13 protein-coding genes and 1 tRNA gene are annotated in these 15,657 nt (G+C 27.4%); 11 read left to right on the forward strand and 3 right to left on the reverse strand.

Annotated features, from left to right (window positions below):
* Positions 1-101 precede the first annotated feature (101 nt).
* Positions 102-1,232 carry a metallophosphoesterase gene (locus XO11_RS02205; RefSeq protein WP_175418100.1) on the reverse strand — a complete coding sequence of 377 codons (1,131 nt, stop codon included), beginning with the start codon at positions 1,230-1,232 and terminating at the stop codon, positions 102-104.
* A 56-nt stretch (positions 1,233-1,288) separates the two neighbouring features.
* Between XO11_RS02205 and XO11_RS02210 the strand changes: the two genes are divergently transcribed.
* From XO11_RS02210 to XO11_RS02260, 11 genes are all read left to right on the forward strand, one after another.
* Positions 1,289-2,830 carry an iron ABC transporter permease gene (locus tag XO11_RS02210; protein ID WP_175418101.1) on the forward strand — a complete coding sequence of 514 codons (1,542 nt, stop codon included), beginning with the start codon at positions 1,289-1,291 and terminating at the stop codon, positions 2,828-2,830.
* A 68-nt stretch (positions 2,831-2,898) separates the two neighbouring features.
* Complete coding sequence (prfA, locus tag XO11_RS02215) at positions 2,899-3,963, forward strand: peptide chain release factor 1 (protein ID WP_175418169.1); 1,065 nt, start codon at positions 2,899-2,901, stop codon at positions 3,961-3,963.
* Between the two features lie 13 nt (positions 3,964-3,976).
* Entirely contained in the window at positions 3,977-4,777 is an 801-nt protein-coding gene (locus XO11_RS10400) for a RidA family protein (RefSeq protein WP_198029627.1), read from the forward strand.
* 36 nt (positions 4,778-4,813) lie between these two features.
* A complete protein-coding gene (gene thrS / locus XO11_RS02225; RefSeq protein ID WP_041638749.1) occupies positions 4,814-6,736 on the forward strand; it encodes a threonine--tRNA ligase in 1,923 nt (640 codons plus the stop codon).
* 135 nt (positions 6,737-6,871) lie between these two features.
* Positions 6,872-8,152 (forward strand): Crp/Fnr family transcriptional regulator, encoded by a 1,281-nt coding sequence (locus XO11_RS02230; protein WP_014295946.1) that lies wholly within the window; start codon positions 6,872-6,874, stop codon positions 8,150-8,152.
* Positions 8,153-8,172: 20 nt separating this feature from the next.
* Positions 8,173-9,459 carry a cyclic nucleotide-binding domain-containing protein gene (locus tag XO11_RS02235; protein ID WP_014295947.1) on the forward strand — a complete coding sequence of 429 codons (1,287 nt, stop codon included), beginning with the start codon at positions 8,173-8,175 and terminating at the stop codon, positions 9,457-9,459.
* Between the two features lie 12 nt (positions 9,460-9,471).
* Positions 9,472-10,497, forward strand: a complete 1,026-nt coding sequence (locus XO11_RS02240; protein WP_175418102.1) for a lysylphosphatidylglycerol synthase transmembrane domain-containing protein — start codon at positions 9,472-9,474, stop codon at positions 10,495-10,497.
* Positions 10,498-10,510: 13 nt separating this feature from the next.
* Entirely contained in the window at positions 10,511-11,497 is a 987-nt protein-coding gene (locus XO11_RS02245) for a glycosyltransferase (RefSeq protein WP_175418103.1), read from the forward strand.
* Positions 11,498-11,521: 24 nt separating this feature from the next.
* Complete coding sequence (locus XO11_RS02250) at positions 11,522-12,673, forward strand: glycosyltransferase (protein WP_175418104.1); 1,152 nt, start codon at positions 11,522-11,524, stop codon at positions 12,671-12,673.
* A 39-nt stretch (positions 12,674-12,712) separates the two neighbouring features.
* Positions 12,713-12,787: transfer RNA gene (locus XO11_RS02255), tRNA-Val, on the forward strand.
* Between the two features lie 196 nt (positions 12,788-12,983).
* Positions 12,984-14,153 (forward strand): ATP-binding protein, encoded by a 1,170-nt coding sequence (locus XO11_RS02260; RefSeq protein WP_175418105.1) that lies wholly within the window; start codon positions 12,984-12,986, stop codon positions 14,151-14,153.
* 38 nt (positions 14,154-14,191) lie between these two features.
* On the opposite strand, the gene XO11_RS02265 is transcribed toward XO11_RS02260, so the two are convergent.
* Together XO11_RS02265 and XO11_RS02270 are read right to left on the reverse strand one after the other, a co-directional pair.
* The gene (locus tag XO11_RS02265) at positions 14,192-14,707 is read right to left on the reverse strand and encodes a hypothetical protein (protein ID WP_014295952.1); all 516 of its coding nucleotides are present in this window, start codon (positions 14,705-14,707) and stop codon (positions 14,192-14,194) included.
* 18 nt (positions 14,708-14,725) lie between these two features.
* Entirely contained in the window at positions 14,726-15,652 is a 927-nt protein-coding gene (locus tag XO11_RS02270) for an SPFH domain-containing protein (RefSeq protein WP_014295953.1), read from the reverse strand.
* Positions 15,653-15,657: the final 5 nt, after the last annotated feature.

The raw sequence follows: 15,657 nt of genomic DNA on the forward strand, positions 1-15,657 counted from the left end.
TAAAATAAAGTGAAATTCAATATTTCATAATGTTTATAGGATATAATTAAATATGAGCAAAAATTTCTTTTAAGCTATTGTATGCATAATATTAATACTGTTTATTTATCAATTTCAAAAAAATCTAAAACCATATCTAAAGATTTTACATTATTCATCTTATAATTATCCGATTTTCCAACTGCTTTTGTTATGACTGTGATTTTACCAGATTTTACTTTTAAAAGAACATATTCAAGATATCCATAATGTAGTTTTTTAGTATAAGGATTTAAAATTTTTTTATGCCCTGGATCAAACGGTGCGCCGCCGCCACCAGTGGTGATATATGTAATACCATTTAATTCAAATCGTTCATATGCATGAACATGTCCATTAAAAACAAGTTTAACGTTATATTTTTCAAATATTGGACGCCATTTTTTTTCAAGTATTTTATTATCTCTTCTCCATGCATAAATTGAATTGTTCCAAAACGGATAATGGAAAATTACTATATTTATATAGTTCTTATTGTTTTTCAAAGTTTGTTCAAGCCATATTGTTTCCTGTTTAAATAGTTCTGAATTATTGATAATAATTGAGTCAAGAAGAATAAAATTTAAATTCCCATATTTAAATGAATACCATTGTTTGTTTTGAAATCCTCCGCCTTTTGGTAATATAAACGCATCATAATAATAATTTGAATTTTTTTCGTGATTACCAGGAATAGGGAAATATGGAATGTTTAGTCCTTTTATTGTATTGAAAAAATTGGTCCAATAATTGATATTTTCTCCGTTTTCAACCATATCTCCAACATTAATTACAAAATCTGGTTTTTCTTCTATTATTTTATCTACTATCATTCTATGAAGTTTATCATAATATCTGGTGTCTCCATATACAACAAATGTAAAATCCTTTTTTAACGGATTAAATTCGTTGAATGTATTTTTGTATATAACTTTTGAATTTTGTTTTATAATATATTCAAAATTTTCATTAACATAATCAATATTTATTGGCATATGATAAAGTTCATTTTCCTGTAATTTAATAGAATATACTTCGTTTAGATTTTTATCTATAATATGAATGGAAAGTCCTTTAATTATTCCATTTGTTTTGAAATTTAAAAATAAATCTTTACCATTATATGTAATGTATGGTGGCCATAAAAATAGTGATTTTGAAAAGAGATATAAAGCTGAAAATAATAATATGAATAATAGAATATATTTTTTCATTCTTTCACCTCAAATATACAATTATTTGGTTTATAACTTTTTTTCAGGAGGACATTATGAGAAAAATACATTTATATATAATAATATTTGCTATATTGTGGGTTTTTCCAGTATCCATCTTAATGATTAACTACTTTGATTTTCATACTTTTTTAAATGTATTTTTTAGAGCAAGAACATTAAGGATACTAAAAAACACTGTTTATCAAGCCTCATTATCAACTGTATTTTCATTTATTATCTCGATATTACCTGCAATATATGTTGCTAATAATAAAAATACATTAAGTAAAATCCTTGAAAATTCATTTTTTATTCCATTTTTCTTTCCACCAATCTCAACGATAATTTCATTTTCGATTTTATATGGAAATAATGGAATTATAAATAAAATTTTTGGTTTGAATATATTATACACCTTAACAGCTATTATAATAGCTCATTCGTTTTATAATTCTCCAATATTTGTAAAATACATTTCAGACGCATTAAGGAATATACCTAAAAATTATATTGAAAATGCAATAATAGACGGTGCTTCCAAAAAGGATATAATAAGATTTATAAAGGTTCCGCTTATTATCCCTTCTGTTTTAAAAGGTGGATTTCTTGTTTTTATGTATTCATTTGTTAGTTTTGCAATTGTTCTTTCACTTGGTGGAATAAAATATTCCACATTTGAGGTTGCGATTTTCACTACTTTAAGAAGTTCTTTGAATTTTTCAAAAGCTTTGTCTTACGCATTGATTCAATTTTTAATTCTAATTATTCTTAATTTTATAATTTCACTTCCAAAGATCCATGAAATTCCATCAGAAGAGCTATATGTTTCTAAAACTTCTATGATAACCTTTTTTATTTCTATATTTTATGTATTATTTGAATATAGTATTGTATTTGTGGGAATTTTTTCAGGATTTTATGATTTTATAAATAATAGATTTACAATAAAAGGATTATATAATCTGTTTTCTAAAAGTTTGAACAAATATTATCCTGTCATAAAAAGTATTTATAATACAACACTTATCGCGTTAATAGTAGGAATAATTTCTATTTTTTTATCTTATATCATTTTAAGGAATATTAAGAATCATAAAGATATGAGATTTGCAAATATTTTTATTATCTCTTCTCTGGGAGTGTCTTCAACATTTATTGCTATGAGTTTGCTTATTCTAAATATTGAATTTTCAATTCCTTATGCTATTTTATTGATTATTGGATATCTTGTAATTTCAATACCTCTTGGATACACATTTTTACAACAAAGAGTTTTATCCTTTGATAACTCAATTATTGAAGCTGCTAAAATTGACGGAGCAAATAAATTCCAAACATTTCTTTTTATTGAAATGCCTATACTAAAAAATTCCCTGATAAGTTCTTTTTTACAGATATTTGCCATAGTTTTTGGTGAATTTACAATTTCTTATACAATGCAAGTTTCAAATTATTTCCCCATAGTATCCAATATTAATTACACTCTATCAAACGCACGATATTATCTGGAAAGTCAGGCGATGTCCTCAATAACTGTAATAATAATATTTTTAATATTCTATATTTCCACATCTTTATTAAAAGAAGAAGTTTAAAGGTATTCAAGAATATATAAAAATATGATATAATAGCAAAAAAGGGTATAAGGAGTGTGCATATGGAAATATTATCTTTTAAAGAAAAGGTTTTAGAAAAATTAAAAGAGGTTGAAGAGAAACTCGCAGATCCTGAGGTAACCTCTAACCTCGATTTATTACAATCTCTTGGAAAAGAGCATAACAGACTTTCAACATTAAAGGAATTATTTGAAAAATATGAAAGTGTTAATGAGGATATAAAAGCGCTTGAAGAATTAAAACACGCTGAAGAGATAGATGAAGAAGAATATAATTCCATGGTTGAAGAAGCTGAAAAAAACCTCAAAAACTATTATCTTGAAATTTTAAGCCTTTTAATACCTGGAAATGAAATAAATGAAAGAAATATAATTATGGAAATCCGTGCTGGTACAGGCGGAGAAGAAGCTGCATTATTTGCTTCCGATTTAATGAGAATGTATTTAAGATATGCGGAAAATAAGGGTTGGAAACATGAAATAATGGAATTAAGCGATACAGGTATTGGCGGAACAAAAAACGCAGTTATAAAAATAAAAGGTAAAGGTGTTTTTGGTAGATTGAAATATGAAAGTGGTGTTCATAGGGTTCAAAGAGTTCCTGTTACAGAATCAGGAGGAAGAATACATACTTCAACAGCAACTGTTGCAGTATTGCCTGAAGCAACAGATGTTGATGTTAAAATAGAGGATAAAGATTTAAGGATTGATACCTATAGAGCGGGAGGTGCTGGTGGACAACACGTCAATAAAACAGAGTCTGCCGTGAGAATTGTCCACTTACCGACAGGGATTGTTGTTACATGTCAAAATGAAAGATCACAACATCAAAATAAAGAAGCTGCTATGAGTATTTTAAGGGCAAAGTTGTATGAAGAAGCATTAAGAAAACAACATGAAGAATTAACCTCTCAAAGAAGATCGCAAATTGGAACCGGGGAAAGAAGTGAAAAAATTAGAACATATAATTTCCCTCAGAATAGAGTTACAGATCATAGAATAGGTTATACATCATATAGATTAGGATTTATACTCGACGGGGATTTAGATGAAATAATCGATAAATTAATGGAATGGGATTTAACAGAAAAATTGGAAAATCTGGAAATCTAAGGGGGATGAGAGTATGAAGTTTTATATTGATGTCGCTTATAAACTGTCCTGGATTTTGACATTTATAATTGGATTCTCTGGTGTTAGCACATCATCTGGGGTTACAGGATTTTTCTTATTCTTTTTTACTTTAACTACTTTAATATTATTGACAGGAACATATTTATTTTCAAGAACAAAAGATGGATTACATACAATAATACATTATTTTAGTATGATAGTAATTGCTTCTGCGTATATGATTTCTATGTCATTAATAAAATTAAATGTATATACTTTTACTGTATATTATATGCTCTATAATGTTTTATACGCATTTATATTAAATAATTACTTTAAGTATTTTGAGGAAAAAGACCATTTGAAGGATTTATTAAAAACTCTAAATTTAAGCTATTTCGATTATTTTGATGGTCATCAAATGAGATTAAAACTCTTTAATAATAAAAAGAGTGTAACACCAAAGAATTTTTCTGCTGTTGGTCCATACTCTCATGCAATATTAAAAGATGATGAGTTATTTATATCAGGTCAATTGCCTATTAATTATGAAACAAATGAAATGCCTGAAAGTTTTGTTGAACAGACAAAACAAGTTATGGAGAATATTAAAACTATCTTGAAATCTTCCGGTTTTTCATTAAAAGATGTTGTTCAGGTGCAGGTTTTTCTTACTGATATGTCTAAGTTTAATGAATTTAATGTTGTATATGAAAATTACTTTAAAAAAATTTATCCTGCAAGATTTGTTATAGAAGTTTCTAAATTACCAAAAGATGCAATGGTTGAAATTGCATGTATTGCTAAAAAGTAATAAATAATAATAAAGAAGGGGTGATTATATATGGAAATGATAAAGATTGTATTGCCTGATGGTTCAGAAAAGGAATATAAAAAAGGAATTACTGCAGCAGAAATTGCAAAAGGAATTTCTGAAGGATTATACAGACAATCAGTAGGTGCATTGGTAAACGGAGAATTATATGATTTAACAAGACCTATTGAAGTTGATGCAACAGTAAAATTAATTACAGATAAAGATCCTGAAGCACCTGTAATTTTCAGACATACAATGGCTCATATTATGGCACAGGCAGTAATGAGAATATATGGAAAAGATGTAAAACTTGCAATTGGTCCTGTAATAGAAAATGGATTTTATTATGATTTTGATATGGAAGAAAAGATTTCCGAAGAAGACCTCGAAAAAATAGAAGCAGAGATGAAGAAAATAATAAAAGAAGATTTAAAAATCGAAAGATTTGAAATTTCAAAAGAAGAAGCAAAGAAAATGTTTGAAGAAATGAATCAACCATATAAGGTTGAATTGCTTGAAGATATAGAAGATGATACAGTTACATACTATAAACAAGGAGAATTTATTGATCTTTGTAGAGGGCCTCATCTTCCTTCAACAGGGAAAATTAAACAATTTAAATTATTATCTGTATCAGGAGCATATTGGAGAGGCGATGAAAGAAATAAAATGCTTCAAAGAATCTATGGTACAGCATTTGCTAAAAAGGCACAATTAGATGAATATTTAAAAATGCTTGAAGAAGCAAAGAAAAGGGATCATAGAAAATTAGGTCCAAAACTCGAATTATTTATGTTTGATAGCGAATTGGCACCTGCAATGCCTTTCTTCTTACCAAGAGGAGCTAAAGTTATTAATCAGCTTATAGAATTCTCAAGAGAATTACATAAAAAATATGGATATGAAGAAATACTCACACCATTAATGATGAATGTAAAGCTCTGGCATCAGTCAGGTCACTGGGATCATTATAAAGAAAATATGTATTTCACAGAAAAAGATGAGATGGAATATGCAATTAAACCTATGAACTGTCCTGGACATATTTTAATCTATAAATCAAAGGTTGTAAGTTATAGAGACCTTCCAATAAGATATTCTGAATTTGGTAAGGTTCATAGATATGAAAGAAGCGGTGTTGTTCATGGGTTGTTCAGGGTAAGAGCATTCACTCAGGATGATGCACATATTTTCTGTACAAAAGATCAAATTGAAGAAGAAGTAATCAAGGTTATGGACTTTACAAATGAATTATACAACGCTTTTGGTTTTGAATATGAAGCAAATTTAAGTACAATGCCTGAAGACCATATGGGTGATGAAAAAACCTGGGAAATCGCTACAAATGCATTAAAGGCTGCACTTGAAAAATCAGGAATAAATTATAATATTAACGAGGGTGATGGTGCATTTTATGGTCCAAAGATCGACTTCCAAATTAAGGATTCATTAGGAAGAAAATGGCAATGTGCTACAATTCAGCTTGATTTCCAGATGCCAGAAAGATTTGATATTCACTATGTAGACCACAATAATGAACTTCAAAGACCTGTTATGATACACAGGGCAATATATGGTTCTATTGAAAGGTTCTTTGGAATTTTAATTGAAAACTTTGCAGGTGCATTCCCAACATGGCTTGCACCAGAACAGGTTGCAGTAATTCCTGTTTCTGATAAATATGTTGAATTCAGTAAAGAAATTGCAGCAAAATTAGACAAAGAAGGAATAAGAGTAAAACTTGATGATTCAAATGCAACAGTAGGATACAAAATTAGAAATGCACAATTATTAAAGATTCCATATATGATTGTTATTGGTGAAAAAGAGGTTGAATCAAATAAATTTAATGTAAGAACAAGAGAAGGTAATACTGTAGAAGATATTTCTCTTGAAGATATTATTAAAACTATACATGAAGAAGTGAAAAATAGAAGCTTAAAGTTAAGCTATTAAAATTAATTAAGTACAGTTGCGGTTTAAAAAATAAACCGCAACTGTATTTTTATTTTCAAAAAATGGAAATTCCCTTATTTGATTTTTAAATCTATAAAGAGTATAATTATAATGGAGAGTATTGGGGGAATATTTATGATAAAAAAATATAAAAATGACGAAATATTACAATTAGAAAACGAGGACCCAATAGCTTTGGTTGTTTTAAAAAACGGCCATTTGTTAAGTGAATCAAAATTTTGTAATTATAAAAAAGTCTTTATTAAAAAGGGGATTTTTTCTGAAGAATTCCTTTTTAACATAAAGACCATTGAATCGCTGAGAAATGTTAGAAATTCGGAAGTCGAACTAATTACAGATAAAAAAGAAGCGGAAGAATTTTTAAAAAATAATAAAGAATTATTAAGTCTGGCTATAAAAAAGAGAATAAAAATGCTTGTTAATATGAATGATAAAATAGCTACTGATTTTTTTACCAAAAAAAATCAACGAAGACTTGCTGAAGATTTCAAAACTGAAATTGAGGTTGAAGAAGTTAAAAAGATTTTTAAAAAAATATATAAATATAACTGGCATTATTTTTCTGATGATTTTATACAAAAATATATATCAGCAAGAGAATTAATATTATCTGAAGAATATGAAGAAGCTTATGAAAACTTAAAAAATATAGATTTATCAAATATAGAAGATAAATACTTTAAAGCCGAAATAGAAATCTGGAAAATATATTGCCTTTATTTTATGCAAAATAATAACTATGAAAAAATGCTTGAAACGCTTCATTATAAATATGATTTTTTAAATGAACTTATATCTTTCTTTATTTTAAATAAAAGCATAAAGGATAAAAAAATTGACAGCAACTTAAAAACTTATTTTAAAAAAGGGTATTTAATTCCCGCCAAGACCGTTTTGTTCTTCGAAGGAGAAGAAGGTGACTGGTCCTTTTTAAACGTTAGCGGGAGTGTATATATTTCAAAATTTTTAGACAATAAAGAAATATTATTAAATATTCTTACTGAAGGAGAAATTGTAGGGGAAATTGCTGTAATTGAAAATGTTCAAAGAACAGCTACCGTCTTTACAAAAACTCCTTTACAGTTTATTTATATAACATCAGATAATCTGGAAAGTTTGATAAATGAAAGTTATTTATTGGGTAGAAATATTTTAAAAGCCCTTATTAAAAGAGTTGATTTTCAAAAAAAACTAATAGCTAATACAGATTTAATCGATAAGACAAAAGTATTGATTAATAAATACAGCCGTCAAAGATTAAATAAATTTAAGCTAACCCCCCAACAGTTTTTAAATCTATCAGGTTTAACAATGGATATTTCTGAATTTATAACAATATTATCCAAAAATAAAATATCCACAATTAGACCTGATGGAACTCTTTATTTTAAATAATATTTTTGGGATGTGATTATATGAAAGAAAGGTTATATGCTCCGGAAACTATTTTGGTAAATGAGGGAAACGAAGTTGAAAACTTGATAATTTTAAAAGAAGGGATGTTAGAAACAACATCTTCTTTTTGTGCTCATCATTCATATGAAACTAAAGGAATATTTGGTGCTGAATTGCTTATTCCAGGGATAAAATCTTTTGAATCAATAAGGGTTATTGAAAATAGTAGGGTTCTTTTATTGGAAAAAGAACTCGTAGAAAAATTTTTGTTATCAAATTCCAGTCTGGTTATATATCTTATAAAAAAGTATATAGAAAAAATTATTAGTTTAAATAAAAAAATATTCGGAGATATAAAGAAGGAAAATGAGAATAAGAAAAATTCGGAGCATCTTATTGATAAAAACTTAGATGTTGTTGATATTTCGAAAAAATACCTTAAAAGACATAGAAGAAGGGAATATACAAGTATAAAAGATCATAACATACAATTATATGAAAACGGTAGAAAACTTTTTAATGCAGGAAAAATAAAGGAAGCTTTAAATGAATTTAAAAAGATTCAATTTAATAAATTCGATATGTATTTTCAGGCAGAAGTTGAAATCTGGAAAGATTTGTGCATGATATTAATCTCTCCAGATAAAAAATATTATCTTGAAAAAACTCTAAGAGAAAAATATCCGTTTATAAAAGAGTTATTTTCATTTATGGTTTTTGAGTCGGTTATTACAAATAAACCTTTAATAAAACCACTTGTCACTTACTTAAAAAGTGGATATTTGCTTCCATCTCATACTGTATTATTTCATGAGGGGGAAGAAGGAGATTGGGCATTTATGATTCTCTCGGGAAATGTTAGAGTATCAAAATTTTCACCTCACGGTGAAAAATTGTTAGCAATTTTATCAAATGAAGAAATAGTAGGTGAAATTGCTTGTTTTAAAGATGTTGAAAGAACTGCAACTGTATTTACTTCAACACCTTTACAAATGATAAAAATTGAAAAAAATAATTTAGATTCATTGGTTACCAATGATCCTGGTTTTGGATTAAAAATAGTAAAGAAGCTTATTATGAGACTAGAATTCGAAAGATATTGGGCTTCTCCAATGAATTTTGACGAAAAATTAACATATATGATTAAAAAATATGGTAAAAATACATTGAATAAATCTCATTTAAAAATTGAAGAAATATTGAGTTTGTTTAGAATTACTGATAAAAAACCAAATGAAGTTATCGATTACCTTTTTAAATCAAATATTGCGAGATTGAGAACAGATGGGACGTTGAAGTTTATATAGGGAGGTATCTAATTGACAGAAAACAAGATATTTAATAAGAAAATGATCATAAAAAATATTTTATTAGCTATTTTTATTGGATTGGCTGTAAATATTGTATTTATTTTTTATTCTGATTTTGAAAAGATAAAAGAAACTATTTTATATACAAAATTAAGTGATTTTTTTATTCCATTTATTATTTTTATTGCAGTTTATATTATTGAAGCCATAAGATTAGATATAGTTTTAAGATCTTTAGGTCATAAAATTACTTTTAAAGATGCTTTTACTAATTCCGTTATTAATTATCTTTTTACATACATTACACCTCTTGCAATGGGGGGACAACCATTTCAAATATATCATTTAAAAATGTTAGGAATAAAAGCTCGTGAGTCAACAGCCATGATAAGTTCTAAATTTATTGAATATCAATATACTGTTATCTTTTTAATTGTGGTATTTATTTCAAAAATCAAGTTTATTGTTAATCAAGAAGTTTTAAGTTACAAAGTATTATTAGGTGGTTTTACTGTTACAATAATATTTTCAATATTTTTTACTGCTTTATTAGTAGAACCTTTATTAGTAATTAAAATATTAAAAAAATTTCCAAAACTTAAGAAGAAAAGAATATTAAAATTAGAAAGTTGGACTATGGAGTTAAGAGAAAATATAGCCTTCTTATGGAAAAAAAATTTTTTTGTTATGGTTATTGATATAATATTGGGAATTTTAAGTTTAATGATACAGAGTTACACATTGTATGTTGTTTTTAGTTATAAAATTCAAAATTTTAATCTCGATTTTTTCACCTTTTTCCCTTTGTATTTATTAGTATATTTATTGGTTTTTTATTTTCCAACTCCTGGATCAAGCGGTGGATTAGAAGCTGTATATGTTCTAATTTATTCTTCAATTTTCAAAAATTCATCAAATGTATTAATCTCTATATTAATTTGGAGAATAGCAACTTATTATTTTCAAATAGTGTTTGGACTAATAATGTTATTTTTAAATAAGAATCTATTTTTTAATCAAATAAGCGAAAATTAAACCGGAGGGCATTATGAAAAAAGAAAAAGTAGCTGGATTAATTCTCACACATAATAGGAAAGAATTATTAAAAAAAGGAATAAACGCGCTTTTAAATCAAACATATGAACTTGAAAAAATATTAATAGTTAATAATAATTCTACCGATGGTACAAAAGAATACTTAGAAAGTTTAAACAATGACAAAATTGAAGTTTTAAATATCAATGAAAATATCGGTAGTGGTGGAGGATATCATGAAGGTATAAAATACCTGGAAAAAGAGGAAAAATATGATTGGATATGGTTAATGGATGATGATGCTCTACCTGAGAAAAAAGCTTTAGAAAAAATGATAAATGCATATTTATCTTTACCTGAAAACAAAAGAAATAATACAGCTGTTTTACAAAATGATGTAATAACCATAGAAGAAGATTTCTTTAAAAAAACAAATGATAATAATACCAATATCTGGCTAAAAAAAAGAGAATTTACTGTATTTGTTGGATTTATGATAAAAACTTCTGTGGTAAAAGAAGTTGGATATCCTAAAAAAGAGTATTTTGTGGGTTTTGAGGATGTTGAATATGGATTTCGAATAAGAAGACGAGGATATTATATGTATACTGTAAAGGGTGCATATATTTTTCATAAAGCATGGAATTTTGCCGAATCATGGGAAGATACTATTTTATACGATGAAACAAAAAATATAGAACCTGAAAGAATTAAAAAAAGATTTATTTTTAAAAAAGTAAATGTAGATGGATGGAGATTATATTATCATTTTAGAAATGCGTATAATGCTTTTGAAGAAGAACCAAATATTTTTTTAAGATCTTTGGGAAAATTATGGTTATACTATGATAGATTTGTATGGAGTATTGTCGAAAAAGATAAATTGAAGTTTGTTGATTTGGGTTTGGAACATGGTAAAAAAAATATAATGGGAATAACCATGCTTCCTTCAAAATCAAAAGAGCCTATTTTGGTAGACAAAATTAAGCAATATAAATAAAAGTTTTAATATGAGGTGAAAAATATGAATATAGGCATATTTTCAGATGTATATTTCCCACAAAAGAATGGTGTATCTACTGCTGTAAAATTATATAAACAGGAAATGGAAAAATTAGGACATAATGTATATTTATTTGTACCAAGATATTCTCATAATTATAAAAGAAATGAAAAAAACGTTTTTGAATTTCCTGCAATTAAATTCTTATTTGAAAAAGAACAAAGAATTGCCATTCCAATTTCAGGAGATATTTTTAAAATAAAGGATTTAGAATTAGACATAATTCATTCGCAAGATCCTTTTTCAATGGGAATTCTTGCAGAATTTTTAGCAAAATTATTAAAAATAAAACATGTTGGAACCCATCATACAATGTATGAATATTATAGAAAATATTTACCTTTAATTATTAGACCAACTTTAAAACAAACTCAAAAAATGATACGAAATTGGTGTTTGAAATTAGACAAGGTAATTTCACCTACAGAAAATATAAAAGAAGTATTAGTTGATTATGGTGTTCCTGAAGACCATATAGTGGTTATTCCTACTGGAATAGAAACAGAAATTTTTAATAAAGAAATAACCTGGAATCTTAGAGAAGAGTATAATATAATGCCTGATGAAAGAATTTTATTATTTGTAGGAAGGCTTGGGCCAGAAAAAAATATAGATTTCTTAATTAATGTATTTTCAAAAGTTGTAAATAATGAAAAGAATACTAAATTTGTCATTATAGGTGATGGTGTAGAAAGAGAAAAACTAGAGGAAATGGTTGTAAATCTCGGCTTGCAGGAAAAGGTTATTTTTACAGGTGGCCAACCACGTGAAAAGGTATTAGAAGCATATAAACAGGCTGATATTTTTGTATTTGCTTCATATACAGAAACTCAAGGTCTTGTGGTTTTAGAATCTATGGCAGCAGGAACACCTGTTGTAGCACTTGGAAAAATGGGAGTTTACGATCTTTTAAATCACGAAAATGCTGGTGGAATTATGATCAAAGAATTAAATGAAGATGATTTTGTTCACGAAATTTTAAGAGTATTAAAAGACCATGAATTGCATAAACAATTGTCAGAAAATGGAATTAAATTTGTAAAAGAAAATTATTCAATAGAAGTATCGGTTAAAAGAATTATAGAGGTATATAAAGATGTTTTAAATTCTTGACAAAATAATCTCTTTATGGTAGAATTTATACGGTAATTAGGGTGCTTAGCTCAGTGGGAGAGCGCTTCCTTGACGCGGAAGAGGCCGCAGGTTCGATCCCTGCAGCACCCACCAAAAGCCCTTTAAGGGCTTTTTATTTTTATTATATATACTCTTTAAACAGTTCTGGGACAGAACCGTTTTATGCATATTTAGTTCTGAGGCAGAACCAATATATTCTTAAATTATGTATTTTTATGGTATAATATATTTATATAGAACTATTTTATGCATATTTAGTTCTGATTCAGGACTTAAAGAGGTGGTAAGGATGAACAAAGATCTAATAATTGAAAAATTAGAAATTTTTCAGGAAAAACTGCTTTATATTTTACCTGAAAAATTCCGACCTTTTTTTGATACTATTAACAAAGATACAAAAAATTTAATGTTAGTTGGTTCTCGTGGAACTGGAAAAACAACCTTTTTATTAAAAAATTTAAAAGAAAAAAATGCTCTATATATATCAGCAGATAACCCTATTGTTTCAACAATACCATTATTTGATCTTGTAGAAGCCGCATTTTTAAAAGGCTATGAAAGTGTTTTTATTGATGAAGTTCATTTTGCAAATGATTGGAGTATTCATTTAAAAGGAATTTATGATGTCTTTCCTGATAAGAATATATGGGTAAGTGATAGTAGCAGTATAATTTTACAAAAAGGAGTTTCTGATCTTTCAAGACGCTTTCCAATTATCGAAATTCCTTTGCTTTCACTTCGCGAATTTATTTATCTTGTTACTGGAAAACTTTATCCTATAATCGATCCTTTTGATTATGATCCTAAAATCATTAAGAAAATAATTTCCGAAATTAACGTACTCTCATTATATAGAGACTATATAGACCATGGATTTAGACCTATTTTCCTTGAAGATTTACATATGTATGATAATAAACTTTTAAAAATTGTAGAAAAGTCCATACAATCAGATATTCTTTTTTTACTTCCACAATTACGCGAAAATTATTTAAGAATAATAAATGCAATCATTGGATATCTGGCATTAGCCAAAATACCACGACTTATAATAAATTCACTGTGTAAAGAATTTTCAATTGGAAAAGAAAAGCTTTATCAACTTCTAAATGCTCTTGAAGCTATAAAAGTAATAAGAATTATAAGACATGAAAAAGATTATAAACTCAATTCTGTAGGTTCAAAAATATTTTTATATGATCCTGGAATATATAAAATTTTTAATGGTGATTCTGGAAACTTAAGAGAAGCATATGTTGCTGCACTCTTTTCAGAAGCAGGAATGAAGGTATATTCATCTAAAAAGGAAGAATATGGTGACTTTGTAATTGATGGAAAACTTATTGAAGTTGGTGGGAAAAATAAAAAAATTAAAAAGGCTGATTTTGTTTTAAAAGATGACATTGAAATTCCAGTTAAAAATTCCATTCCTCTCTGGCTTATAGGCTTTTTATATTAATCAAAAAAGCTTCCTGAAAATCAGGAAGCTTTTTTGATTTATGTTCTTGAAATTTTTCCATAGTTAGATGATTTAATAAGTCCAGCACCAAATAAAAATAACACAACATACATAAATTCATCAAAATTATTTGAAAAGTTATACCAGAATGGAATTTTATTAATCATTAATATCGCCGCTATTGAAAAGAAAAAGCCTTCAAGTCCTCTAATCAAGATTCTTTTCATAAGAAAACGATAGAAATATGATTCCCTTGTGTATCCAAATGAAAGTATCATTGATCTAAATCTGCTATCAAATTTATCCTTAGCTGTCATAAATGATCTTGTATAAAATAGAATAAGCGAAATAAACAATAATAGATTACTTAACTTATAATATTCCACATTTAGCATTTTTAGAAGCACAACACTTCCTAAAAAGTTATACATGTTAAAGAATTCAATTATAAAGAAAGGTCTTTTGTTTGAAATTATAAAATACTGTGCAAGGAAGAATGCCAGAAATGATGCTACAAAACATTCAAAAATCAAATATATGTAATAAAACGTCATTAAAAAACTCCTTTCTTTTTATTCAGAAGTTTCCTTTTTTTCTTCTTTTTTCTCCTGTGGCAATTTTGATTCAACCATTGCTGCAACAGATCCTAAAACGCCCATTATATCATAAGGTATAAATAATTTTGAAGCCTGACCATTTGCCATTTCCTGTAAAGTTTCTAAGTATTTTACCTTTAATAAATCTTCTGTTGGCTGACCTTCATGTATTGCTTTGAATACGTTAATAATAGCTTTTGCCTGACCTTCTGCTTCAACTTCGTATTTGTATTTCTTAGCTTCAGCAACTCTTTTTACAGATTCAGCTTCACCTTCGGCTTTTAATATAGCAGAACGTTTATCTCCTTCAGCTCTTAAGATAGCTGCCTGTTTATAACCTTCAGCTTCTAATATTGCAGCCCTTTTCATCCTTTCAGCCTTCATTTGTTTACTCATTGCTTCCATTATATCATCTGGTGGATCAATCTTTTTAATTTCTACCCTTGTTACTTTAACACCCCATTTATCCGTGGCGTCATCAAGCACTTCTCTTAATCTGGTATTGATCATTTCCCTTGAGGTTAATGTCTGGTCAAGTTCGAGTTCACCTATTACATTTCTTAAATTTGTCTGTGCAAGTTTTATAGCTGCAAGCTGGAAATTATTTACATTATAGATAACTCTAAATGCTTCTGTTATTTCATAATAGATTACAGCATCAACGGTTACAATAACATTATCTTTTGTAATAACCTCTTGTGGTGGAACATCAATTACACGTTCCCTCATATCAACCTTTATCATTCTATCAAGAAAAGGAATAATAAACTGTAATCCTGGTTGAGCCTCTCTATGAAACTTCCCAAGACGTTCAATTAAACCTTTTTCATATGGCCTTATAATTTTTAAACTTGTAGCTGCTATTAAAATGACAAATACAGCTATAATAGTTAATAAATACATCCTTA

It is taken from the genome of Marinitoga sp. 1138, from assembly GCF_013363265.1.
Classification (GTDB): domain Bacteria; phylum Thermotogota; class Thermotogae; order Petrotogales; family Petrotogaceae; genus Marinitoga; species Marinitoga piezophila.